Consider the following 24,974-nt stretch of genomic DNA (forward strand, 5'->3'; position numbering starts at 1 on the left):
GACGACGAGGCGGCGCAGCGGCGTCGGCGCGTCGCAAGGAACGGGGCGGCGAGGCGCGTCATGCGGGGTTCCACGCGCACAAAACCAACCGAGGCGACGGTTTGCCGCCGCGCGCTGGGCACCCGCTCGCTCTCAGGCAGGCACGATAATGAGCGCTTGACGTCCGCACGAGGAGTCAGCGCGATAGGAAAACAAGCCAGAGTCTTCGAGCGTGCACCGGTCATCGACATCGACCCGAACACCCAGCTCGATGAGAGATGCGGCGGCGGCGCGAGGAAGATCGAGAGCCGGTGTTCCCCACGACGTCAGGCTGCGGATCCCCGGCATCGAGCGCTCACTCGCCGCGGCCATGTCCGCGGGCACCTCGTAGCATCGTCCGCAGATAGCCGGACCGATGAGGGCATCCACAGGACCGTCAACGACAGCACGTATGCGCTGCGCGGCACGAGTGAGTATCCCTCCGAGGAGCCCACGCCTGCCCGCGTGGACAGCAGCGACAATCCGCCCGGATGCGGCAGAGAAAACGACCGGCAAACAGTCCGCGGTCTGCACGGCGAGACCAGGAGCATCCGCCCGCCCGCGGGCGTCAATGATGATCCCGTCAGCATCGACGGGTCCCCACTCCCCCGCTGCTGGCTGCTCAAGCGCATCGCCGCGCTCCACGCTCCAGGGAACGCCACCGCACATCCGCAGGAACTCGACCCGAGTCGAGTGCGTCTGATCCATCCAAACGACGTCGCGTCCCAGCGCCTCCGCAAGAGCGCGCCGTCGTTCGCGTACGAGGGACGGATCATCCCCCACATGCAATCCGACATTGCCACAAAGCGCACCGGTGCCCGGGTCCACCTCGGTGAGGTGAACCCGGGCACCGGCCCAAGCAATGTCAGTCATCAGCGCAGGAAGGGCGGAATATCCAGCTCTTCCTTCTCGGGGGCCTCGGGGTAGATGCGAGGCACCTCAAAGGAGTGCTCAGACTCAGACTCCTCGTACTCCACCGCGGCGGGCGCCTCAACAGGAGCCGGTGCGGCCTCGCGCACAGGAGCGGCGACGTTCGCGCGATGCTGGGGACGGCGCGTCGACACCTGGCTAATGCGTGTCGTCTCAGCGGCGGGCGCCTTTGCCTCGGGGGCGGCGGGACGCTGCTGAGCAACGGGGGCTGCAACGCGGGCGGCGGAAGGACGCGACATCTGAGCATCGGCCACGTCGTCGAAGCCAGCGGCGATAACGGTGACACGAATCTCATCGCCGAGAGCATCGTCGATGACATTACCAAAGATGATGTTCGCCTCGGGGTGCGCGGCCTCACGCACAAGCTGCGAGGACGCGAAGACTTCCTGGAGGCTGAGGTCCGAGCCACCCTGGAAGAACATGAGGACGCCATGCGCACCGTCGATCGAAGCCTCAAGCAGCGGCGAGGAGATCGCGCTCTCGACGGCGCGCAGAGCACGATCTTCGCCGGTCGCGGCGCCAATACCCATGAGAGCCGAACCCGCATCCTTCATGACGGACTTGACATCGTTGAAGTCCACGTTAATGAGACCCGGAGTCGTAATCAGCTCAGTGATGCCCTGAACGCCCGACAGGAGAACCTGGTCGGCAGCACGGAAGGCATCGAGAACGGAGATGTTCGCGTCGGAGATTTCCAGAAGACGGTCGTTCGGGATGACGATCAGGGTGTCGACCTCTTCGCGCAGGGTCGTGACACCACCCTCGGCCTGAGCCGCACGGCGGTTACCCTCGAAGGAGAAGGGGCGGGTCACGACACCGACGGTCAGGGCACCCGCGTCGCGAGCGATCTTGGCAACAACAGGGGCCGCACCCGTACCCGTGCCACCGCCCTCACCAGCGGTCACGAAAACCATGTCCGCGCCCTCAAGCGCAGCAGTGATTTCCTCGATGTGGTCCTCGGCAGCCTTACGGCCGACTGCGGGGTCCGCGCCGGCTCCGAGGCCGTGCGTGAGTTCGCGGCCGATGTCGAGCTTCGTCTCTGCGTCAGACATGAGCAGAGCCTGCGCGTCAGTGTTGACCGCGATGAACTCAACGCCCTTGAGGCCGACCTCGATCATTCGGTTCACGGCGTTAACTCCGCCGCCGCCGACGCCGACGACCTTGATCACTGCCAGGTGGTTTTGCGGTGTCGCCATGGATGTCTCCCTTGCATCAGACCCTCAACCTTTAGTTGAAGGTTGATGTTTAACGTGCTTCGTGTCGGAAAGAAATTAGGGGTCCACGCGCGATCCTTCAAGCCAACACGCGGACAATAATGAAGGCTTAACTGGTCACAGGGTGATTCGGCGATGACACGTCGTAGGTCGTCGCCTTCACATTCGCCAGCAAAGTAGCGAGCACGCGAGCCTTCTGAGGGGCATCCGCATTCGTTCCCCACTTGACACTCTGCCCACCCTTCAGCGTGAAACTCACCTGCGCCCCCGTCGACGTGGCAGTCGCTACCTGCGAGCGTGTTTCGTCGTCCAGAGCGCCGAGCGCCGACGCGATATCGGCGGCACCGACGCTGCGGTCTTCGGGCAGGGTCACCAACGGATAGGATCCCGCATCGGCGACCTGTTGGAACGCCACGCCCTGATCGTCCACCAACTGGTAGCCGCCGGAAACAGCCTCCACGGCCAGCGGGGTGCGCATAGTCACCGAGATGCGCAGGCTTGTCGGCCAGCGCCTCGTCACGGTCGCCGAGCGCACTGCGACGTTCGATTCGACGGCGCGGGCAACTGCAGACGTGTTCAGTCGCGTCAGCGGCACTCCCTCGAATGACGCAATCGATGAGCGCACAGAGTCAGCTGTGACGAGTGTCCCGTCTTCGCCCGAAACCACGACCGCGGAAGAAGAGAAGGCGAAGACCGGTGAGAAGAACGCGACCCACACGGCACCGCCAGCGACGGCAAGCGTCACGACTGTGAGCGCGATACGACGCACGAGGAGCATGCGACGCGCACGGTGACGCTCACGGAGCCTGTCCCCCAGGTCCGTTGCCTCCTCGCCTCCGAGCAATGACGCGGCATCAGCGACGGGCATGGGCCGATCAACCGCCGAGTGAGCGTGACGGCGCTCCACGAGCGACACGGGACGTCGCTTCGCTGCCTCGGCCTCGCTCGTGCCCTCGTCCTCGGGCGTCGGAGCGATGATCTCGTCGAAAGACGAGGCGCGCGAGGAACCCACCCTCCCCGCGCGCGGCGAGCGCTCTTCACGAGATCGAGCACCCCCCGGACGCCTCGGCGAAGGCGGCCTCATGCCTCCATTCGCTTCCACTCATCCAGCACATCGGATGCGCAGCGAGTGATCGAACCGGCGCCCATCGTGACGCACACACCGCCCTCAGGGGTCAGTGACGCAGCCAGGCGGGCAGCCTCGTGCATGTCCTCGACGTAGGACGCACCCTCGATGCGCGACGAAATCAACGAGGAGTCAACACCGGGCTGCGGGTCCTCGCGAGCACCGTAGATACCCGCCAGGACGACATGATCCGCGCCCGACAATGCCTGTGCGAAGCGCTGCGCGAAAATGCGCGTGCGCGAGTACAGATGCGGCTGGAAGACCACACTCACCTCGCCATCGCCGGCGACGACGTGTGCCTCGCGAATCGCGGCCTCCACCTCGGTCGGGTGATGCGCGTAGTCATCGAAGAGACGGCGCGTACCAACCTGGCCGCGGGCCTCGAAACGACGGGCCGCACCCGTGAACTCGCCCAGGCCGTCGGCAATGGCCTGGGGCTCCAGCCCACACTCGATGCCTGCCACCCACGCGGCCGTCGCATTGAGCACATTATGTTCGCCGGGGACGCTCAGCGCCAGTGACGCACTGCGCGGCCCCCACGTCACGGACGCACCGGCCCCGTGAGCCTCAACGCGCACGTCCGAAATCACGACATCAGGATCGCGTAGCGAGCGATCCGCACGCCCGTAGGTCACGACGCGCAGCCCCTCGGCGAGGGCCGCGTCCGCGAGGCGACACGCACCCTCATCCTCGGCGCACGTTACCAACAGGCCCCCGGGAACCATACGGCGCGCGAACTCAACGAAGATCTGCTCGAACTCCTCGCGCGAATGGTAGCGATCCAGGTGATCGGGCTCAACGTTCGTCACGATCTCGATCGCCGGAGAATAGTTCAGGAACGAGCCATCCGACTCGTCGGCCTCAGCGACGAAAATATCGCCGCCACCCAGGTGCGCGCCGGTCCCCAGCTGGGGCAGAACGCCACCCACCGCTACGGACGGATCCAGCCCACAGGCCGACAGTCCGATCGCCAGCATGCCGGACGTCGTCGTCTTCCCGTGCGCTCCGGCCACGCCGATGAAACGCATACCGGTAGCCGCCAGCGCGAGAGCCTGCGAACGGTGAATCACCAGCTGACCGCGCTCACGAGCAATCGCCAGCTCAGGGTTGTTCTCGCGGATAGCAGTCGACACGACGACCACCGAGGTCGGATCCACGTGCGAAGCATCGTGCCCGACGAACGCGCGCACGCCGACGGAACGCAGGTGCTCAAGAACCGCAGAATCCTCGCGGTCTGAGCCTTCCACGATCGCGCCACGCGATGCCAGCAGCTCGGCGACGACGCTCATGCCGGCGCCTCCGATACCAATCAGATGGAAACGATCCTGCAGCGTCGGCTCACTCACGGCCGCTCTCCTTCACCTGTTCCAGGGCCACATCAGCCAGTGCACGCGCAGCACCCGCACGTCCCAGCAACTGCGAAGCAGCCGCCATGTCTGCCAGGCGGGCAGAACCCAGCAGGGGGAAGACATTGGAACGCACGAAGTCCGCCGTAAAGTCCTTGTCGTCGATCAGCTGCGCCCCACCCGCAGCGACGTGATCCGCTGCGTTGAGACGCTGCTCGCCGTTACCAATCGGCAGCGGCACGTAGATGCAGGGAAGCCCAAGGGCTTCCATCTCCGCCACTGTTCCCGCGCCCGACCGACACACGACGAGGTCCGCAACCGCCAGCGCATCCTCCATCGTCGTGAGGTAATCGATGACGTGCCAGCGATCCGAGCACCCCGCAGCCTCAACAGCGGCGCGCACAGGCTCGTCCTTCCCACGGCCCGTCAGGTGCACGACCTGCGCGCCCTCAGGCAGAGCGTCTGCAGCGCCGGTCATCGACTCGTTCACGTGCAGCGCGCCCAGCGAGCCACCCGTGACGAGGAGCGTCGGAGCATCGGGGTTCACCCCTAGGCGCTCAGCGGCCTCACGGCGCGCCTGCGCGGCACCAGCCGCATCCCCGCGACGGCTCGCCAAGTCAGCAATCGCCGCACGCAGCGGGAGCCCAGTCACAACCGTCTCACCGCGGCGAGCCTGAAGCGGCGTCGACGGGAACGTCAAGGCCACAACTGCAGCATTGCGAGCACCCACCTTATTCGCGAGGCCGGGGCGGGCATTCTGCTCGTGAATGACGATCGGAACGCCTGCGCGCTTGGCAGCAATGTATGCGGGCGTCGACACGTAGCCACCAAAGCCCACGAGGACGTCGGTGCCCTCCAAAGCCAAAGCACACCGCTTCACCGCATCAGAGAACCGCGACGGCAGCGTGAAGAACGCGAGGGAAGGGCGACGCGGCAACGGCACGCGAGGAATCTCCACCAACGGGAAACCGGCAGCCGGAACCAAATCCGATTCCAAACCAGCCGCTGTCCCCAAAACCACGACCTCCGCACCGCTCTCACGCAGCTGTGCCGCCGTCGCCAGCAGAGGATTCACGTGACCGGCGGTCCCGCCGCCAGCCATCACAACCTTGACCATAAGCGCCTCCTTTACGCGTGCCTAGCCCCAGTTTAGCGAGCCGCGCGCCTGCGGGGCGCCACGCGGGGGTCACGCCCCGCCGATGCCTCGTCCGGTCGACCGATCATCCGCATACCGGCGCGGGCGCGCGCGAACGACGCCACAACAGCGACAGCGGTGATAGTAAACAGGAAGGACGATCCGCCGTAGGACACGAGCGGCAGTGGAACACCGATGACCGGGCCAAGGCCCGTCACCGATAGAACGTTAATGATCGTCTGCACCCCAATCCACGAGGCGACGCCCGAGGACACGGCGACGACGAACAGGTCCGAGGTCCCCCGTGCGACTCGGATCATGCCCCACACCAGCAGACCCAGGCACACGAGGACGGCGAGCGTACCGAACAGGCCGAATTCCTCGCCGACGATCGCGAAAATAAAGTCCGTGTGCGCCGCCTGCAGGTAATTCCACTTCTCGCGCGACGCGCCCGGGCCGAGGCCTGTCAGGCCGCCCGAACCCAGCGCCCACAGCGAGTGGTCAATCTGTTCGGGAGCGGACTCGTCCGGTCCCTTCGACGTGCCCGGCAGGATCGCAAGGATACGACGAATACGGGTCGGATTCGACAGAACCAAGAGCACCAACGTTGGGACCGCGATCATGACGAGGCCGCCGAACCAGCGCTTGGGCAAGCCTGCAACCCACATAGCCCCCAGAGCACCCACCGCAACAACCATCGCGGTACCCATGTCTCGACCGAGCATGACCGCACCCAGCGCAACGAGAATCGGCAGGCCAACGGCAACCGCCATCGTACGCAGGTCGCAGCGCTTCGACGCTGACTTCGAGACCATCAGCGCCAAGAAGACAATAAGCGCAAGCTTCAGGAATTCCGACGGCTGGGCCATGATCGGCCCAAGCTTCACCCAGTTCGCGTTACCGCCCTCCGACCGGCCAAGCGGACTGAGCACCAGCGTTTGGAAGCCAAGTGCACCCACGAACATCACCGGTGCGATGAAGACAAACCACCGCTGCGGCACCAGCTGCACGACCATCGCGATCAGCAGCGAGACAACGATAATCAGCAGAGGACGGGCATACGCCGTGTAGGGGTTCTCCCCCTGCGCGATCGACGTGACCGTCTGCGCGGAAAACCCCATGACGAGGCCGAAAACCGACAGGACGATAGCCGGCAGGACGACCAGATAGTACGTCATCACCGGGCTTTCTTCCCGCTCCTGACCGGAGCCGAAGCGGATCCGAGGCAGCGTGACGGTAGGAATGTGCCATCCGCGCTTATTCGTCGGCACCGGTGCTCCCCCACTGGGCGGCCAGGCGCGAGACCGCATCCGCGAACGCTTCGCCGCGCTGGCCGTAGTTATCGAACTGATCCCAGGACGCGCACGCAGGGGCAAGCACAACAGTGTCACCCGGCATGGACAGCGCCACGGCCTCGTTCACGACCGAGAACATCCAATCCTCGTGTCCATCGACCTCCACGAACGGGACCTGCGGTGCCTCGGCGGACAGCGCGGCGACCAGGGCACGGCGATCCTCGCCGATGACGACGACACCGCGCAGGATCGGCTCAACCTGCTTGATGAGCTCCGTGAAATCCTGCCCCTTTGCGTCTCCACCGACAATCCAGATCGCGCTGCGCGGAGGCAGGCCTGCGAGCGAGGCCCGCGCAGCATGCGCGTTCGTCGCCTTCGAGTCGTCCACCCAGGTCAGATCCGCCGCATGGGCGATGACCGCGCGGCGGTGCCCAGCAGGATGGAAGGAGCGAAGCCCCGCCTCCACGGCCTCGGGCTCGACGCCGTACGCTCGCGCGAGAGCGGCAGCGGCCAGCGCATCACTCAAAGCAGCAGCCGACGGGTGGGGCCCGTAGGCACCCGACAGGTCAGAGACGTGTGCGAGGGCAACCGCCTGACGAGCGCGATTCTCCACAAACGCGCGGTCGACGAGAAGTCCCTCAACAACGCCAAACTGCGACACCGACGGGGCACCGAGCGTCACACCGATGGCGCGCGCACCCTCAACGACGTCGGCGTTCTCCACCATGGCCTCGACCGTGCGATCGGATGCCGGATAGACGCAGGCCTTCACCGTGTTCTCGTACACGCGAGCCTTATCCGCCGCGTAGGCCTCGACGCTACCATGCCAGTCCAAGTGATCCGCATCCACGTTGAGACACACCGACGCCAGGGGTGAGACCGTGTAGGCCGTGTGTAGCTGGAAGCTGGACAGCTCGACGGCAAACACCTCGGCATCGGAGTCGATCGCGCGCGTGATCGGAGTGCCGATGTTACCGACCTCTTCGACCTTCACGCCCGCGCTGCGCAGGATCTCACCGAGCATACCCACGGTGGTGGTCTTGCCGTTCGTGCCGGTCACCGTCAACCACGGGCGACCCGCGTGCGGCCCCTCCTCCTGCAGACGCCAGGCGAGTTCCACCTCTCCCCACAGGTCGATACCAGCATCCTCGCAGGCTCGGAATACCGGGTGGTGAGCGGGTATACCCGGCGACACGACGACGAGGTCGGGGCCAGCCTCGACGATCGCACTGGCCAGGGCGTTCGGATCCTCCTGAACACAGACCTCAACGTCAGCGACATCATCGAAGAACAGCGACTGTCCACCGCGCGCATCAAACGCGCGCACCTGCCAGTCGCGGGCGAGCAACGCGCCCGCCGCACCCTGACCGGACTTACCCCAACCGACAACAGCAGCGAGACGACTCATCGACGCGACACCCACTCCGCGTAGAAGATACCCGCACCGGCAACCGCAACAATCGCGGCAATGAGCCAGAAACGGATCACGATCGTGACTTCCTTCCAACCAAGCAGCTCAAAGTGATGGTGGAGGGGTGCCATCCGGAAGACACGTTTACCGGTGGCTTTGAAGACGCCAATCTGGATGACATCCGAGAGAACAACGGCGACAAACAGGCCGCCGACAATGACGGCGAGCAGCTCCGTCTGCGTGAGCATCGACAGGCCGGCGACAGCGCCACCGAGCGCGAGAGCACCCGTGTCGCCCATGAAGATCTGAGCAGGCGAGGCATTCCACCACAGGAAACCCGCCAGAGCGCCAATCAGAGCGGCACAGAAAATCGCAAGGTCAAGGGGGTCACGCGTCGAGTAGCAATTCGATTGATTCGCCCCGAGCTGCGTGCACGCCTGAATTCGCTGGAAGTACGTGATGAATGTGTAGGCACCGAACACGAAGATGGACACACCCGCAGCCAGACCGTCCAGGCCATCCGTCAGGTTCGTCGCATTCGACCATGCCGTCACGATGAGGTTCGTCCAGATCAGATACAGGACGACACCCACGCCGAGCCCCGCAAAGCCCAACGTCAGAGCTGTGGGGCGCGCAAAGGAAATCTCGAGTGTTCCGGCGTATTCGCCGAACTCGTTCGGCATGATGAGAGTGCCCAGCGCGAAGAGCGATGCAACGGCAACCTGACCGATGATCTTGCCCGACGGATGCAGACCGAGAGAACGCTGGCGCATAATCTTGATGCCGTCATCGAGCAAGCCAATAACGCCCAAGCCCACAAACAGGAACACGAGGAGCAGGCCGGACCACGACGGTCCGGCACCGGCGACCAGCGAACCAATCAGCCAGGCCACCACAGTCGCCAGGATGATGACGACACCGCCCATTGTGGGCGTGCCGCGCTTGGTCAGGTGCTGGGTCGGACCGTCCTGGCGGATGAACTGGCCGTACTGGTGCAACACCAGGAAGCGGATGAGCAGCGGCGTACACATCACCGACAGCGCCATGGCGATGATGAACGCCGAGATAAGTCCAATCACCGGTTCGTTCCCTTCTCTCGCAGGATATCTGCGACCTGCCACGAATGTGACCCGTAGGAGCCTTTGACCAGGATGACGGCACCATCCTCGGCATGTTCGATCGCCAGGCGCGCAGCCTGCTCAGGATCCGACGCGACCTCACGGTGGGCCACACCCGGGGCACCCTCCAAATAGTAGTGGGCGTCCGCCCCCAGGCCAATGAGTGTGTCCACGCCCGCGTCCTCGATCATGGTTCCCACCTGCTCGTGCAGTGACTGCGAGTCATCGCCCAGCTCCAGCATTTCACCGAGAATGGCAATGGTTTGCACGTCCGAGCCGATCGAGGCCAGCGCGGTGATCCCGGCACGCATCGAGTCCAGGTTCGCGTTGTAGGAATCGTCGATGAGGGTGATTGCCGTGCTCTCAACCGTGAGCTCATGAACGTCCATGCGGTGGGGACTCAGCGCACGCGCATTCGACAGAACGGTAGCCACCTTCTCCAAGCTGACGCCGAGCGTCAGGGCACCGGCGGCAGCCGCCAAAGCGTTGGCCACGTGGTGGCGACCCACGATCTTCAGGTCAACGTGGGCCTCGCCCTGCGGTGCCACGAGGGTGAAGGAAGCGCGGTCAGCGCGGTCAAGCTGCACGTCGATCGCCCGCACATCGGCGCGGGGATCACCCGAGGCGGAGAAGCGGATGACCTCACCCGTCGCCAGCGGCGCCATGGCCTCGACGTTCGGATCGTCAGCGTTGAGAATGACGGGGCCTCCCGGACGCATCCCCTTGATGAGTTCCGCCTTCGCGGCGGCAACACCTTCAAAACCACCGAAGCCGCCCACGTGCGCGTGTCCGACGCACAGCTCGATGGCAACGTCCGGGGAGACGATATTGGTCAGATAGGTGATGTGACCGGGACCAGATGCGCCCATCTCGAGGACGAGGTGGCGCGTCGATTCATCGGCCAGAAGCACCGTCAGCGGCAGGCCAACCTCGTTGTTGAATGAGAGCTTGGGAGCCACCGTCGGCCCGTCCTCGCTCATGATCTGCGCCAGCAGGTCCTTCGTCGTCGTCTTACCCACGGAGCCCGTCATCGCGATGACGTCGAGGTCTCCCCCTCTGCGCAGCTTCTCGACGTGCGCGTGTGCCAGAGCACCGAGCGCCACGGTCGAATCATCCACGACGATCTGGGCCACTGCCTCGTCGACCTCGTGTTCGACAATAACGGCAACAGCACCGCGTGCCACCGCCCCCGAAACGAACGTATGCCCGTCGGCGGCCTCACCGCGACGTGCGATGTAGAGCGATCCCTCGGCTGCTTCGCGCGAGTCGGTGACCACCGGGCCTGTCACGAGTACATCGGGGCCGACCAGGCGACCCGACACTGCCTCAGCAATCCATTGTGCTGTCGTCTGCATGTTCTACTCCTTCAGACTCACGGCGTCGTCGGATACAGGTTAGCGGACGACGTGGAGGCGGGGATACCCAGGTTGCCGACAGCGGTGCGCGCAATGTCGCCAAACAGCGGTGCCGAGGAATCAGATGAGACCGACGCCACCCTCGGGTTGTACAGCACGACGGCGATCGCGAGGCGCGGCGCATCCGCGGGAATAATGCCCGCAGTCGTGGAGACGAGGCCGGACGCACCATCGATGATCGTCTCAGCGGTACCGGTCTTCACACCCACGCGGTAGCCGGGCACCTTCGCGGCACCAGCGGTACCCAGATCGTCCTCGACGACGGATTCCATCATCGTGACCAGCTGCGAGGCCGCCGACGCATCCATGGCCTGGACAGGCTGACTACCCTGTGGCACCTCAACTGTTCCATCCGCGTTCGTCCACGACTTCACAATGTGAGGCGCGATGCGCACTCCCCCGTTCGCGATCGTGGCGAGCGCCGAGGCCTCCTGCATCGCGGTAATCGCGTACGCCTGACCGAACATCGTCACATAGCGGTCACGGCCCTGCCACTGATCCGCACTGCGCAGCAGACCGGCGGACTCGCCGGGCAGCTCGACGCCCGTCTCCTCGCCGAACCCGAGAGCGCGCATCATCGCGTAACGCTGGTCGTCGCTCATCGTCTGGCCGATCAGGACAGTACCCGTGTTCGACGACTCCGCCAGAACGCCCGTCGCCGTCAGAGTCTCGCCGCCATGCTCGTGAAAGTCGGTGATAGGACCACCCGCGTCGGGAAGATCCAGCGCGTAGGGCACCTGGAAGACACTCGTCGGCGTGATCGTCCCCTGATTGAGGGCCGCCCCCACGGTCACGAGCTTGCCCACGGAGCCGGGCTCGAATGCGTCCTGAACCGCGTGCACCTTCTGAGGGTTCGCGTTGTCAGGCTCCTTGGAGTTCGAATCCGCCATCACCAGCACATGACCTGTCGCCACGTCCTCGATGACGACTGCACCCCAGTCGGCCTGGTGTTTCGTCACTCGCGCATCCAGCAGTTCCTGGACCTGATGTTGCAGGTCAGCGTGGAGTGTAAGCTCCACATTGCCGCCGTTCTTCGGCTCAACAGTGGTCTTCTTACCGCCCGGCATCACGGCACCGTTAGGCGCGATCTCGAAGGCTTGTGCGCCCGGGGTACCCGTCAGCAGTGCGTCGAACTGCGCCTCCATGCCCGAAGACCCCTGTCCCTCGGCGTTGACCGTCCCAATGACGGGCGCAGCGACATTGCCATTGGGGTACTCACGTTCGAAGACAGACTCCCACTCGATCCCGTAAATATCGAGCTTGCGAATCTCACGGTAGGACACGGCATCCACGTTGCGCTTGATGTACACGTAGGTGGAATCGCCCAGCATCATGCCGCCAAGCTCCGCCTCATTCATACCAAGGATGGGGGCCAGAAGGCGCGCGGCCTCCGCGGGCCCACGGCCGACCTCGTTACCATCATCATCACGGTGGACGAAAGAGCGGATATTCACCTGGTTCACCGCGATGTCGTACGTCTGGATGGAGTTCGCCAGGACGACACCCGTGGCATCGGTAATCGTGCCACGCGCAGCGGCGACCTCCGTCGAAGAGGTACGCACGCGCTGCCCCTGGGCCGCCAATGATGGTCCCTCGATAATCTGCAGCTGAACCAGACGCACGCCACAGATACACAGGGCACCAACGAGGATGCCCACGATCCATCGCGAACGCGTGATGACGGTATCCATAGGTACTCGCCTTCCGAGTTACTTCGCGGGAGTCCCAGCCTCGACGCTGCCGGTTTCGAGGGTAATAAAGCCCGACTTGCCCGCGGGCACCATGCCGTTCGCCTTCGCGGCCTTCTCTAGCTCCGTCGGCGAGGCCTTACGATCCAGTTCCGCTCGCATCGTCCACGACTGCGCCTCCAGCTCATTGAGAACCAGCTGCTGCTCACGGATCTCAAACGAGGTCTGGGCCATGCGCGTGTTGAGGACCATCGACGTCACGACGGATGCCAGCGCGACGGCGACGAAGAGCATGAGGATCGCTGCAACCGAGCGGCGAGGACGGGTGCCCTCGACGATACGCAGCTCGTGGGCCTCCTCGCGGCGCAGTTCGGGGCGCGCTGCGGGACGTGCCTTCGCGGTTGCTGCACTCATGAGAGGTCCTTCCATTCGCGGATGAGCTCCGCGCCGCGCAGTCGCACGGAAGCGGATCGGGGGTTGTGGTCTTGTTCGGCCTGGTCGGCCCTGTTCGCGCCCTTTGTCAGCAGGCGCAGGCTGGGAGCCATCTCGTCAGGGATGATCGGCAGACCGGGTGGAGCACTGCTGGTCGACCCGCGACGCAGCACGTCCTTGACTATCCGGTCCTCGAGACTCTGGTAGGACTCCACCACCAGGCGCCCGCCCACCCTCAAGCTGGCGAGGGCTCTCGGCAGAGCGCGTTCTAAGATTGTCAGCTCGTCATTGACAGCCACACGCAGCGCCTGGAACGTACGCTTCGCCGGGTTGCCACCGGTACGTCGCGCGGGGGCCGGGATAGCCTCACGGATGATGTCCACGAGTTCACCAGTGCGGGTGATGGGCGCGGTGTCGCGGCGTCGGATGATGAGCCGGGCGATACGCGGCGCGAATTTCTCTTCGCCGTACGTGCGCAGGATCCGGATGAGTTCGCCTTCCGAGGCCGTGGCGAGCAGGTCAGCGGCGCTCGGTCCGGTGGTCGAATCCATTCGCATGTCGAGCGGCGCATCTTTGGAGTACGCGAACCCGCGCTCAGCCTCGTCCAGCTGCAGGGAGGACACTCCCAGGTCCATGAGGACGCCGTCGACGCGCGCCCCCGGCCCCAGCTGGTCTGTCACCGCCTCGTCGATGTTGTCGTAGGTGGTGTGGACCGCACGGAAGCGTGTCCCGAAACGCTCGAGGCGCTCGGAGGCGAGGTCAATCGCCTGAGGGTCTCGATCAATACCAATAACCGTCAGATCCTCGAAGCGCTCAAGCGCCCCTTCCGTGTGACCACCCATGCCCAGCGTGCCATCCACGAGGACCGCGCCGGGGTGCTGGATCGCGGGAGCCAGCATGTCGAGGCACTCGGCGAGGAGCACAGGTACGTGCCGCTCGCTTGCGGGGCGCGACGAATCGTGCACCGCCTGCGATGTGTCCACCATGTCGTGCCTCCTTTCGCGTGCCGACTGTCGTGTTCTGGGTGTTCAATCCGTGCTTCCAGGTCCCCCACCGTGCTCCGCCACCGGGGAAGTGATGTCGGAACAGCGGGCGGAGACCTGAGAGCACGGGTCAGAACATCCCGGGGATGATCTCTTCTGCTGTATTGGAGAAGACCTCTTCCTGGACGGCGAGGTACTCGCGCCAGGCCGAGGCATCCCAGATTTCAGCTCGCGATCCCGCACCGATGACGGCGAGTTCGCGACCCAGACCGGCGTATGCACGCAAGTCCGCGGGAACACTGATGCGCCCCTGCTTGTCCGGGATCTCCTTGTAGGCTCCCGAGAGCATCACGCGGATCCAGTCACGCGCCTGCTTGGACGACAGGGGCGCGCGGCGCAGTTCCGCGGTCATGCTCTCGAATTCCGCGGCAGGGAACGCATAGATGCAGTGCTCTTGACCGCGAGTGAGGACGATGCCGCCCTCCATGTCCTCGCGAAAGCGCGCGGGCAGAAACATGCGGCCCTTGTCGTCGAGCTTGGGCTCGTACGTACCGAGGAACATGTCACCACCCTCCCTTGTTCGGAACTTTCCCCCACTTTAACCCACCACCCCCCATGTTTACACAGGAACTTCCGGCGTGGCGTAAAAAACAGAGGCGTCAAACGGCTTCTTTTCAAGGAAAATATCGAGTGGAGAAAAGTGGGGGAAATCTTGCACACATCCGGAGCCATACGTTCCCACCCACTGCCCACACCGCGAGCCAACCACCCGCGTCTCCCACGCATTTTCATTGGAATTTCAACGCTTATCGAGCACTTGAAACGAAGGGGGCGGCAACAAGCAACACCCAGTGGAGCACCGTGGGGAGGACGGTGGGGAACGCCAGGGAGGGGCGTAGGGAGGAAGGTGGGGAACGCCGGGGAGGGGCGTAGAGAGGAAGGTGGGGAACGCCGGGGAGGGGCGTAGAGAGGAAGGTGAGGAACCCCGGGGAGGAGGGTGGGGAGCGCCCGAGGAGCAGGGCGGGGAGAACCGCAGAGCCTCCCAAGGATCTCCGTAGAGTTGCGCCAAACCATCATTCAGATCGGTTCCGGTCGTTCCGAAACGCTCACCAATCGCATCAACCACATACTGGGCAGCTCTACCCCCAGCTCGCATGCACGTTCGTGCGGTTTCGGGAATGTGGGTGGGAGGATGTGCGTGATGGTTGCGCAGCATTCTTAGTGTTTCGTGCTGGTTCTGCGCGTACCCTGAAACAGTAGGGCGCGCCTCCAAGGACGGGGGTACGCTGCAGGGCACCTCACCGTGGAGGAGTACAACGCCATGACGGTTCCACCATTATTCGACCACCTCGACACCGAGGACGAGGATCAGCTGCGGCGCGACGCCGCACTGCAGGAATCAGGGCTCGAGGCCGATACTGAGCACCAGGCCACGCGCGCGCATCCCAGAGGCATGCGGGAGCGCGCCCAGGCCTGGCTGCACGTCGAGCCGTTCTATTGGACGATGCGCGTGGTCTACGTGTGCCTCGCCGCAGGAGCCATCTTCGCTGTCTACATCAACGGCGTCGCCGAAGGCTGGTGGAGGGCCTGGGGCGAGAAACCCAGCGTCGCGGCCACGACCCCCGCCACTCAGCCCGCACCCACCGCGTCCCCGTCGGCCTCGGGCGAGGCAGCAATGTCGGGTGGCTACCAGATCGGCCCCGACGGCGTCCTCGTGCGGCCAGCTCAGTTTGCGGCAGACACCTACACCAAGCCTGAGCTGCCTGAGGAAGCAAAGGAAAACACCGAACGAGGAGCAGAAGCAGCCGCAGAACACTACCTCGCGCTCATGGTTTATGCGTGGAATACAGGAGATACACGGCCACTGGTAGATATGTCTGATAGTGACTCAAAGTTCGCACATGAGGTTACGCAGAGGATCAGCGATATCTACGGTGATGGATGGGTATTTAACAATAGTTCCGTCGTGGAGCACGTTCTCAAGCTTGAGCCCACGGAATTAGCAGGTGACGAGAATGTACCTGGCACAGTGACAGTTGTGTTAGCTATCAACTCGTCGGATGGAACGATTTGCCAGAATAAGAACATTTATGTTCACGATCAGCAATACCATTCCATTTTTGCACTAGTGATGACATGGAATAATGACCAATGGGTTGTAACCCAGGCGGGAATGGAAAAGACAAATGCGTGAGAAATTCTTTCAATTTATCATATCGGCAACTATCGCTCCACTCCTGTTTACAGTCGGTGCGCACACAGCGCACGCGGAGGAAGTTACTCCCCCTCCCTTCTATGACACAGATGCGCATGATGACGCGATTGATTTTCTCCTTAAGCAGGTCATCAGACAATATAGCGGAAGTACTCAGCCTAGTAATGAGTCACCAGCTGATGACACAATTCGGCAATCAAATTCTGCCATTGCGAGTCCTGATGCAGTGACTGCCATGGCAGATAGAAATTGTGACGGAAAAGGACACGAGGGCATTCAGTCAGACGGAAGTACCGCACTATATGCATGTCGTCCTGTCTTCCCCAAAACTGGTGAATCGGGGTGGACGCCAACCACGCGCGAGATTCTGTACTACGCAGCCACGACGATCCACGCTGACGGTGCGGGTTTGCATAAGCGGCCGTCGAAGGTGTCGTTCACGAACAAGTACATTCCCACGATCGTGGCAGCCACCCACCCCACACAGACCCACACGATCAACCTGCTGGGCCACGACATCACCATCACCCTGAAAGCCACCAACTACGAATGGGACTGGGGTGACGGCACCCCACACACCATCACCGCCTACCAGGGAATGCCATACGAGAAGGGCATGGACCTGAACAAGGACCCTAGGCTCATCCGCCACTACTACACCCCGCCCAACGGGTGGCGCTCACGCTTTGACGGCCCCTACCCCGACGCCACCCGCACCATCACCCTGACCACCACGTGGAGCGGCACGGCCACCAACCCCTTCACCGGAGAAACCCAAACCATCAACGGCCTCGTCACCACAACGGAAACGACCGGCCCCTTCTACCTCGACCACCTCACCGTCTCAAACACCGACACCTGGGAAGAAAAACAAGGCCACTAAACACGCTGCGCGGCAACAACCCCGCACGCTCTTTCGCTGCGAACCCACATTCATAGCGTGTCGCGCATGCGATGCACAGAGGGGCGGGGCGCGCCGGATCCCCGGCGCGCCCCTCCCCGGGCAGTCTTGGATCGACGACGTCAGTCGTCGTCCTTGCGGTTATCCCAGCGTCGCTCCTGATCCTGGATGAAAGAATCCCAGCCGCCGCCCTTATTCTTCTTCGCCGAGCGGGACTCATCTGCGCCTCGCCCCTGAGCAGAAGGCCTCGAGAACGCGTAGAGCACTCCGGCTACCGTCACAGCGAAACCGACGACCCCCAGGAGAATCGACACGACGGAGTACCCCAGGGACACAGCAGCAACCAGCACAATCATGCCCAGGACAGCACCCGTCAGGCCAAGGGCAATACGGCGAGGAGCGCGAGGACCTTCAGCCGCCTTCGACTCAGGCTCTTCGGAGACGGGAGCGGACATCTGTGAGGCCAACGCCGGGTCTTCCTCGCGCAAAGATGCTTCCATCTGCTCGAGGATCTTCTTCTCATACTCGGTGAGAGCCATTGGGTGCCCCTTTCACATGGGTAGTACGAACAGCTTAGCGCGTCCGGTATGTCAGAGACGAACTGGCCTTACAGGAGGGTCCCCTGGCGCGCCTCGCTGCCGCCACCATCCAACCCTTGCCCACCCCGGCCTCGTCGCTTCGACGAAACCACCGCCCCAGTAGCCTCGCCTTCGCCAGCCCCGAAGGAACGCCGGTCGGGCGTCTTCTTACCGAGCAGCGTGGCCGGAGCGAGCGCACCTGCACCAAACTTCGTGCGGATCTGATCCATCGCGCGCTCCGAGGCGGCCGGCCGCTCGTCCCGATCCAACGTGACCGCCACTCCCCCGGAGCGCGCCTGCAGACCCTCCACGCGCACACCGAAGAGGCGCACCCCGCCGATTGGCATGTCCTCGCGCGAAAAGAGCTCGCGCGCGGCCTTGGCGATGTCTCGCCCCGTGTCCGTGGGTGCCACGAGGCTCACGCTGCGCGTGATCGTATGAAAGTCAGCGCCGCGCATCTTGATGCCGACGGTCCACCCGACGACCCCGCCTGCTCGCAGTCGGCGCGCGCAATCGTGAGAGGCCGCCAGGATGAATTCCTCAATCTGAACCCGCGAGCGCACGTCCTCCTCGAAGGTGCGTTCCATGCCGACCGATTTTTCGGCGCGCGCGGGGCTCACGGCCCGCGGATCAATCCCCCACGCAAGATCGTGCAGGTGATGGGCCGCGGCGACTCCGAGGAGCTTCGTCAGGCGCGCGATAGGCGCGTGCGCGAGGTCGCCAATCGTATCGATACCCTCGCGATCGAGAACGGCCGCGGTCCGACCGCCCACTCCCCACAGGGCCCCCACCGGCAGCCCGTGGAGGAAGTCGACCGTGGCCTGGTGAGGGATAAGGAGAAGCCCATCGGGTTTGGCGTGCGAGGAAGCGATTTTTGCGACCGATTTCGTGGATGCGATGCCAACGGATGCGGGCAAGCCGACGCTCTCGCGGATTCTCGAGCGGATGAGGGTCGCGATCGTCAGGGGTGATCCGAGGCGACGGCGAGCACCGGACACGTCCAGGAACGCTTCATCGATGGAGACCTGTTCGAGCGCGGGCGTAATCGTCGCGAGGATCCTCATGACCTCCTGAGAGTATCGGCGATACAGGCCGTGACTGCCGGGGACGAACGCCGCGTGCGGACACAGGGCTCGGGCACGCGATGTCGGCATGCCGGCGCGTACACCCAGGGCTCGGGCCTCGTAGGTGGCGGAGGTGACGACGCCACGCCCCGAGGTCCCCCCAACGATGATGGGACGCCCGACGAGGCTCGGATCCTCGCGCATTTCGACCTGAGCGAAGAAGGAGTCCATGTCGACGTGAAGGATCGGGGTGGCTGAGTCATCCGATCCCCAGTCGCGCTTCGCGCGCGTATCCCTGGGAGCGTTTGACATGTCACCTCCTGTGCCCGTGTGTGGTCTTCGTGGTTACAGTGTCCACCATGGCACGCTCATCTTCGTCACGCGACATCTCTTTCGATACGGATTTCGGCTCGGCGCGTATCCGGTGGGATGGGCCGCGTGCGACGCTCTTCCTGGGTGACGTCGAATCATCCGCGGTTGACACGTCGGACCCCACCTACCTGGAGTTCGAGTACATGCAGCACATGAACGCTGTCGTGTCTTCCCTGTGGGGCGCTCAGGATCGTTTTCGCGCGCTGCATGTGGGTGGTGCGGCGTGCGCGCTCGCCTGCGCATGGGCGGCGTCACACCCGCAGTCCCGTCACGTGGCCGTCGAGGTTGATCGTCTCCTCGCTGAGCAGGTACGTGAGCACTTCCCGATCCCGAAGTCACCCCAGGTCAAGATCCGAGTGGGCGATGGGCGCGTGGTCCTCGACGGGACGCGCGAGGGAAGTTTCGACGTGATCGTGCGCGACGCGTTCGCGTCCGGGGTGACTCCCGATCATCTGCGCACCGTGGAGTACGCGCAGCGGGTACGCGCTGCGCTGACGGCACGGGGTGTGTACCTGGTGAACTGCGCGCATGGTGGCGCTGCTAATGCCCGTCAGGACGTAGCCGCCCTGTGCGAGGTCTTCCCCTTCGTCGCGTCCGTTCAGGATCCGAAGGTGGGACGAGGCGGCAGACGCGGTAACGTCGTCGCCCTGGCCTGCGCGGATGGCGTCGTTGACGTGGACGAGATCGATCGCGCGCTGCGTATGCTGGCACTGCCCGCCCGCATTACGCGGCCGCGGGACCTGGAACGATGGATGGCGGGAACGCCCGCTCTCAGGGACGCGCAGGTCGGATATCCTCAGGCCGATTAACGAGGCCGTGGCGCGCGGGCAGGAGCACCGCGCCCAGGAGTTGGGCTCGGCGCCGCCTCACGCACGGATCGCTCAGGCGCGGTGGCGCGGCGACGAGGGACCGGGTCCCTGCCCCCTGCGACGCGCCTCGACGCGCGCGAGTACATCCTCGATAGTGTCGGACTTGGCGGGTTCGGCGGACTCCTCGGTGCGCGGTGCCCGCTGAACGGACTCGATTTCCTCATCCTGGGCACGGGAGACCTGCGCGAGGTAGGCCTCGATCACGTCGCCAATATCCTTCGGTGCTTTCTCGTCGCCGCTGGTCATCGGAGGTTGTCCCATGCCAGGCAGCGGAATCGCACCCGTTCCGCCGGTCCACGCATCGAAGTGCTCCTCAAGAGCGGACACCGTATGCGAGATCTCCGGATTGCCTTCGACGAGCTTGGCGATGTTCTCCTGATCCTGCGCAGCACCTTGCTCGAGGTCGCCGACGGGCAGCGAAAGGTCCGCGAACTTGGCGAATGAGGTCAACAGAGCAGAGGACGCGGCCGGGTAACCAGTGTCCGCCATGTAGTACGGAACCGCGCCGAGGAGCGCGAGCCCACCGATCCCCTGCTGTCCCATACGAATCTGCATGAACGTGGACAGCGGCGAGGGGAACTGCATGTGATTCGAGATCGCGCCAGACCCCGGGGGCAACAGCGACTCGTCGGTCGCCTGCACGTGGACGGGCGTGGGACGCGTGTGAGGAACCCCCGAGGGGACGCCGTGCAATGAGAAGGTAATTTCCACGCCCGCGCGTTCGCAGATCTCTCGGATCGCGGCGGTAAACGACTCCCAGTGGGCGTCGGGTTCGGCACCGTGCAGGACCAGGATCGGGTTCCCCATGTCGTCTTCGACGAGGTCGAGGACGGTTTCGGGCATCACCATGTCCGGGGAGGACACCCAGTTGTCAACGGTCACAATAGGCCGATGGGAACGGTAGTCCATGAGGGTATCGGCGTCGAACGTGGCGACCCGCTCGTTGTGCAGGGAACGCAGCAGCTGGCCAATCGCCATGCGCCCAGCGGCACCAGCGTCAATCGCCCCATCGAAGTGGATGAGGAGAATCTTCGCCTTCGCACCCGCGGCAGGACCGTCGGCATACAGGTCAGTGGCCTTCATACTCACGTCTCCTCCTCATGCGTATGCTTCTACCTCGTGTCTAACGTACCCGCGTCGCCCCCGCCTCGTCACTCGGGAGCCGTTTTTGAGCTTGGGGCGAAGTCCGCACACGCCCGACGTACTGGAAGCGCCGAAGGCAAAAGTAGGGGACAATAGAGGGCCACAGAATCGAGGAGGAGCCATGGCCACGAACACTCATGATGAGTCGTCGACCGACCTTCCACTGCCCGAACAGGACTTCGTCGACCGCGCGTATGAGCGCCTGGACGCATTGCGGGCCTCCTACCGCGAGCGCCAGGGGCGCGTCCACGCCACGCACGGCGTCGGTAACGCACAGGGCTGGACTGAACGCGAGGCCCTGTCCGCGCACCTGGGTGAAATGGCCGCCCGCCTCGAAGGCGTGGAAGAGCGCCTCGTCTTCGGCCGTCTCGACATGGTGGATCGCTCGGTGCGTCACGTGGGTCGCCTGTCCCTGTCGCAGGAGGACGGCACTCCCCTCCTCGTGGACTGGCGCGCTCCGGCCGCACGCCCCTTCTACCAGGCCACGTCGGCTGAGCCGGACGGTGTCGTTCGGCGCCGCCACATTTCGACGCGTGACCGCCGAGTGACCGGCCTGGAGGACGAACTGTTGGATGCGTCGCACGCATCGGGGTTGGAGCTCCAGGGCGAGGGCGCGCTCATGCACGCCCTGAGCGAAGCCCGCGACGGCCGTATGGGCGACATCGTCGCCACCATCCAGTCGGAGCAGGACCGCATCATTCGCGCGTCCGACAAGGGCCTCATGGTCGTTCAGGGCGGCCCGGGTACCGGTAAGACAGCTGTCGCGCTGCACCGCATCGCCTACCTCCTGTATGCCCACCGTGAGCGCCTCGAACGCTCGGGTGTCCTCCTCGTCGGCCCGTCGCGGCTGTTCCTGCGTTATATCGAGCAGGTTCTCCCCTCCCTAGGCGAGACGGGTGTCGTGTCCATAACGCTGGGCGACCTGGTGCCGGGCGTGCATGCTCGCGCCGAAGACCACGAGGCCGTGGCGCGGATCAAGGGGCTTCCGGCGTGGGCGAAAATCGTCAAGGAGGCAGTGCGAGCGCTCGCGAAGCTGCCCGAGGGCGACCAGGTGCTACGCGTGTGGAACCGCGAGGTGACGCTCTCGCGCTCCGACGTGGAGACGGCGCGGCGCCGGGCGAAGCGCTCGGGTCGCGCACATAACGTGGCGCGCGAGTCCTTTGCACGCGAGCTCATGGATGTGTTGGCCCTCCGTCTTGCGCGCGAGGCCGGGGATGCCAATTCCGAGGGCGGCGTCGATCCGGAAGTGAAGCGCTCGTGGCTCATCGAGATCCGCGATTCGGCGGATTGTAGGCGCGCGATCAACACGGCGTGGATGCCGACGAGCGCTCAGACGCTATTGCGTCGACTCTATGCGCGTCCGGAGGTGTTGGCAGCGGCGAACCGCAAGGCCGGTTCGCCACTGCGCCCCGACGAACTCGCTGCACTCGTGAGGCCGCGATCGGCGCCGTGGACGGTGTCGGACGTGCCGATCTTGGACGAATGCGAAGAACTTCTGGGTCCCATGCCCACCGCCTCCACGACGTCGCGGGGGACGGATGACGGTGCGGTTGCACGCGCCCGCGAAGCGATCGAAGCGCAAAACCTGGGCGGCGGCATCGTGACAGCGCAGATGCTCGCTGACCAGGTCACGGGACAGGATTCGTGGACGCCCCTGTCCGAGCGCGCCGCGAAAGATCGGACGTGGGCATACGGCCATATTGTGGTCGACGAAGCGCAGGAGCTCTCTCCGATGGCATGGCGTGCCCTGCTGCGCCGCTGCCCCTCCCGTTCGTTCACGGTCGTGGGAGACCTCGACCAGCGGCGTGGTAACAAGCGTCCGCCCACGTGGGAGAAAGCTCTCGGCCCGGCAGCTCGTGCCCTCGCAGCTGAGTACGCTCTGACGGTCTCGTACCGCACGCCCGCGACCCTCACGACCCTCGCTGAAGGCGTGGTCGCCCGCGCCGGCGTGCCCGTGCTGTACCCGATGACTGCGGTACGCGACGTTGAGGACTGCTACCGCGTCACCCACGTGGACGCACCCGAGGAGGCTCCGGCCTCGTCGCGGGAAAATAACCCACTATGGTGCGCCGTCGCCCAGGCCCAGCGCGAAGCCGAGGAGCGCCTCGACCGCGAGGCGGGCACCTCCCGTGGCCGCATCGCCATCATTGTCGGCAACGAGCGCGCCCGAGCGTGGGGAGCCGACGTGGCCGGCGAGACTGCGCTCTCCGAGCGTGTCTCCCTCCTGTCTGCCGTTGCCTCCAAGGGCCTCGAATTCGACACTGTCGTCCTCGTCGAACCCGCCGAGGTCATGAACGACGGCGTCGGAGACCTCTTCGTGGCGCTCACGCGTGCCACCCACGACGTCCACGTCGTCCACAGCGCACCTCTGCCCGCCGGTATGGAAGAGTGGTAGGAGCAACCACACCCTGACACCGTGTCCCGCTTCGCGCCCGTGTCTGCGATGATGGGGGCATGACACGCGCACTGCTCCTGGAAAACCCGCACGACGTCGCCGACGATATTTTCGCCAAGTTCGGCATTGAGGTAAGGCGCATCAAGGGTGCGCTGTCCGAAGATGACCTGATCGAGGCTCTCGAGGGCGTGGACTACCTGGGTCTGCGTTCCAAGACCGAAGTCACCGAGCGCGTGCTGCGTGCGCGCCCCGAGCTCAAAGCCATCGGTGCCTTTTGCATCGGCACGAACCAAATCGACCTGGCCACGGCCACCGAGATGGGCGTCGCCGTCTTTAACGCGCCCTACTCCAATACGCGCTCCGTCGTCGAGCTCGCGATCGGCGAGATCATCGACCTCTCGCGCCGCGTCACGGTGAAGAATTCGCGCCTGCACCGCGGCGTGTGGGACAAGAGCTCAGACGGCGCCCACGAGGTGCGCGGCCACACACTGGGCATCATCGGCTACGGGAATATCGGAACCCAGCTTTCTGTTCTCGCCGAGGCCATGGGCCTCAACGTCATCTTCTACGACGCCGCCGAGCGCCTCGCCCTCGGTAACGCGACGCAGATGCCGACGATGGAAGCCGTCCTGCGCGAAGCCGACATTATTTCAGTGCACGTGGACGGCCAGGAGTCCAACACGAACCTCATCGGGCACGTCGAGTTCGAGCTCATGAAGCCCGGCGCCCTCTTCATCAACCTGTCGCGCGGCCACGTCGTCGACGTCGACGCGCTGCACGCCGCGCTCGTCTCCGGACACCTGGGCGGCGCCGCCATTGACGTGTTCCCGGAGGAACCGCGCGCCAACGGCGACCCGTTCGCCTCTCCCCTGGCAACCCTTGACAACGTCATCCTCACGCCCCACATCGGCGGCTCGACGGAGGAAGCCCAATACGATATCGGTCGTTTCGTCGCCGCGAAGATCGGCGAATACCAGGTCAGCGGCTCCACCGACATGAGCGTGAACCTGCCGAACCTGACGATGAACGTGGGCAAGCGCTCGCGCTACCGCGTGCGCCTCATCCACCGCAACGTTCCGGGCGTCATGGCGCGCGTCAACCAGATTTTCGCATCCTCCGAGGCCAACGTCGACGCCCAGATCCTCGCCACCCTCGACGAGGTCGGCTACGTGCTCACCGACATCTCGGCGGGCCTCGGACGCGAGGCCCTCGAGGAGCTCAGCCACCTGCCCGAGACCATTCGTTTGATCGCCACGCCGCTGTAAACTGTCGCGTTCATCGCGTTTCCACCTGGTTAATGGGCAGCGTGGTTACGGTATCGTAGGT

The 24,974-nt window shown here is 64.5% G+C and carries 21 protein-coding genes; 5 read left to right on the forward strand and 16 right to left on the reverse strand.

The genetic code is table 11. The features are described 5' to 3' along the window. Positions 1 to 132: 132 nt before the first annotated feature. The 13 genes from O3684_RS05980 to mraZ all read right to left on the reverse strand — a co-directional run bounded on the left by O3684_RS05980 (position 133) and on the right by mraZ (position 14,673). Positions 133 to 891, reverse strand: coding sequence for a purine nucleoside phosphorylase YfiH/LACC1 family protein (locus tag O3684_RS05980; RefSeq protein ID WP_500065627.1), 759 nt, complete (start codon positions 889 to 891; stop codon positions 133 to 135). Continuing rightward, on the reverse strand, positions 891 to 2,144 hold the full coding sequence (gene ftsZ / locus O3684_RS05985; protein ID WP_500062428.1) for a cell division protein FtsZ: 1,254 nt from the start codon (positions 2,142 to 2,144) through the stop codon (positions 891 to 893). The genes O3684_RS05980 and ftsZ overlap by 1 nt, the downstream gene beginning before the upstream one ends. A gap of 127 nt (positions 2,145 to 2,271) precedes the next feature. Then, positions 2,272 to 3,246, reverse strand: coding sequence for a cell division protein FtsQ/DivIB (locus tag O3684_RS05990; RefSeq protein ID WP_500065629.1), 975 nt, complete (start codon positions 3,244 to 3,246; stop codon positions 2,272 to 2,274). After that, complete coding sequence (gene murC / locus O3684_RS05995; RefSeq protein ID WP_500065631.1) at positions 3,243 to 4,634, reverse strand: UDP-N-acetylmuramate--L-alanine ligase; 1,392 nt, start codon at positions 4,632 to 4,634, stop codon at positions 3,243 to 3,245. The genes O3684_RS05990 and murC overlap by 4 nt, the downstream gene beginning before the upstream one ends. Then, positions 4,627 to 5,751, reverse strand: a complete 1,125-nt coding sequence (murG, locus tag O3684_RS06000; RefSeq protein WP_500065633.1) for an undecaprenyldiphospho-muramoylpentapeptide beta-N-acetylglucosaminyltransferase — start codon at positions 5,749 to 5,751, stop codon at positions 4,627 to 4,629. The genes murC and murG overlap by 8 nt, the downstream gene beginning before the upstream one ends. A gap of 32 nt (positions 5,752 to 5,783) precedes the next feature. After that, positions 5,784 to 7,079, reverse strand: a complete 1,296-nt coding sequence (locus tag O3684_RS06005; protein WP_500065634.1) for an FtsW/RodA/SpoVE family cell cycle protein — start codon at positions 7,077 to 7,079, stop codon at positions 5,784 to 5,786. Next, a complete protein-coding gene (gene murD / locus O3684_RS06010; protein WP_500065636.1) occupies positions 7,027 to 8,472 on the reverse strand; it encodes a UDP-N-acetylmuramoyl-L-alanine--D-glutamate ligase in 1,446 nt (481 codons plus the stop codon). Before murD ends, O3684_RS06005 begins: the two co-directional genes overlap by 53 nt. Continuing rightward, a complete protein-coding gene (mraY, locus tag O3684_RS06015; RefSeq protein WP_500065639.1) occupies positions 8,469 to 9,554 on the reverse strand; it encodes a phospho-N-acetylmuramoyl-pentapeptide-transferase in 1,086 nt (361 codons plus the stop codon). The genes murD and mraY overlap by 4 nt, the downstream gene beginning before the upstream one ends. Continuing rightward, on the reverse strand, positions 9,551 to 10,948 hold the full coding sequence (locus O3684_RS06020) for a UDP-N-acetylmuramoyl-tripeptide--D-alanyl-D-alanine ligase (RefSeq protein WP_500065641.1): 1,398 nt from the start codon (positions 10,946 to 10,948) through the stop codon (positions 9,551 to 9,553). Before O3684_RS06020 ends, mraY begins: the two co-directional genes overlap by 4 nt. A gap of 17 nt (positions 10,949 to 10,965) precedes the next feature. Further along, positions 10,966 to 12,699, reverse strand: a complete 1,734-nt coding sequence (locus tag O3684_RS06025; protein ID WP_500065643.1) for a peptidoglycan D,D-transpeptidase FtsI family protein — start codon at positions 12,697 to 12,699, stop codon at positions 10,966 to 10,968. A gap of 18 nt (positions 12,700 to 12,717) precedes the next feature. Then, positions 12,718 to 13,110: a cell division protein FtsL gene (gene ftsL, locus O3684_RS06030; protein WP_016461898.1), complete on the reverse strand. Its 393-nt coding sequence runs from the start codon at positions 13,108 to 13,110 to the stop codon at positions 12,718 to 12,720. After that, positions 13,107 to 14,114, reverse strand: a complete 1,008-nt coding sequence (gene rsmH, locus O3684_RS06035) for a 16S rRNA (cytosine(1402)-N(4))-methyltransferase RsmH (RefSeq protein ID WP_500065645.1) — start codon at positions 14,112 to 14,114, stop codon at positions 13,107 to 13,109. Before rsmH ends, ftsL begins: the two co-directional genes overlap by 4 nt. 127 nt (positions 14,115 to 14,241) lie before the next feature. Next, a complete protein-coding gene (mraZ, locus tag O3684_RS06040) occupies positions 14,242 to 14,673 on the reverse strand; it encodes a division/cell wall cluster transcriptional repressor MraZ (protein WP_500062439.1) in 432 nt (143 codons plus the stop codon). Between the two features lie 759 nt (positions 14,674 to 15,432). On the opposite strand from mraZ, the gene O3684_RS06045 reads away from it, so the two are divergent. Together O3684_RS06045 and O3684_RS06050 are read left to right on the forward strand one after the other, a co-directional pair. Next, complete coding sequence (locus tag O3684_RS06045) at positions 15,433 to 16,305, forward strand: DUF6318 family protein (RefSeq protein WP_500065647.1); 873 nt, start codon at positions 15,433 to 15,435, stop codon at positions 16,303 to 16,305. A gap of 430 nt (positions 16,306 to 16,735) precedes the next feature. Further along, positions 16,736 to 17,209, forward strand: coding sequence for a hypothetical protein (locus O3684_RS06050; protein ID WP_500065649.1), 474 nt, complete (start codon positions 16,736 to 16,738; stop codon positions 17,207 to 17,209). Positions 17,210 to 17,349: 140 nt separating this feature from the next. Here the strand turns inward: O3684_RS06050 and O3684_RS06055 are convergent, their stop codons facing one another. After that, entirely contained in the window at positions 17,350 to 17,766 is a 417-nt protein-coding gene (locus O3684_RS06055) for a DUF3040 domain-containing protein (RefSeq protein WP_500062442.1), read from the reverse strand. A gap of 68 nt (positions 17,767 to 17,834) precedes the next feature. Next, a complete protein-coding gene (gene dinB / locus O3684_RS06060; RefSeq protein WP_500065651.1) occupies positions 17,835 to 19,181 on the reverse strand; it encodes a DNA polymerase IV in 1,347 nt (448 codons plus the stop codon). A gap of 47 nt (positions 19,182 to 19,228) precedes the next feature. Between dinB and O3684_RS06065 the strand changes: the two genes are divergently transcribed. After that, on the forward strand, positions 19,229 to 20,050 hold the full coding sequence (locus O3684_RS06065; protein ID WP_500065653.1) for a spermidine synthase: 822 nt from the start codon (positions 19,229 to 19,231) through the stop codon (positions 20,048 to 20,050). A 72-nt stretch (positions 20,051 to 20,122) separates the two neighbouring features. Here the strand turns inward: O3684_RS06065 and O3684_RS06070 are convergent, their stop codons facing one another. Next, the gene (locus tag O3684_RS06070; protein WP_500065654.1) at positions 20,123 to 21,199 is read right to left on the reverse strand and encodes a PAC2 family protein; all 1,077 of its coding nucleotides are present in this window, start codon (positions 21,197 to 21,199) and stop codon (positions 20,123 to 20,125) included. A 175-nt stretch (positions 21,200 to 21,374) separates the two neighbouring features. Here O3684_RS06070 and O3684_RS06075 point away from each other — a divergent pair, with 175 nt between their 5' ends. Then, the gene (locus tag O3684_RS06075; RefSeq protein WP_500065656.1) at positions 21,375 to 23,648 is read left to right on the forward strand and encodes a HelD family protein; all 2,274 of its coding nucleotides are present in this window, start codon (positions 21,375 to 21,377) and stop codon (positions 23,646 to 23,648) included. A 59-nt stretch (positions 23,649 to 23,707) separates the two neighbouring features. Beyond that, on the forward strand, positions 23,708 to 24,913 hold the full coding sequence (serA, locus tag O3684_RS06080) for a phosphoglycerate dehydrogenase (RefSeq protein ID WP_500065658.1): 1,206 nt from the start codon (positions 23,708 to 23,710) through the stop codon (positions 24,911 to 24,913). Positions 24,914 to 24,974 lie beyond the last annotated feature (61 nt).

Source organism: Pauljensenia sp. 20925_1_27 (genome assembly GCF_041432835.1).
GTDB lineage: Bacteria > Actinomycetota > Actinomycetes > Actinomycetales > Actinomycetaceae > Pauljensenia.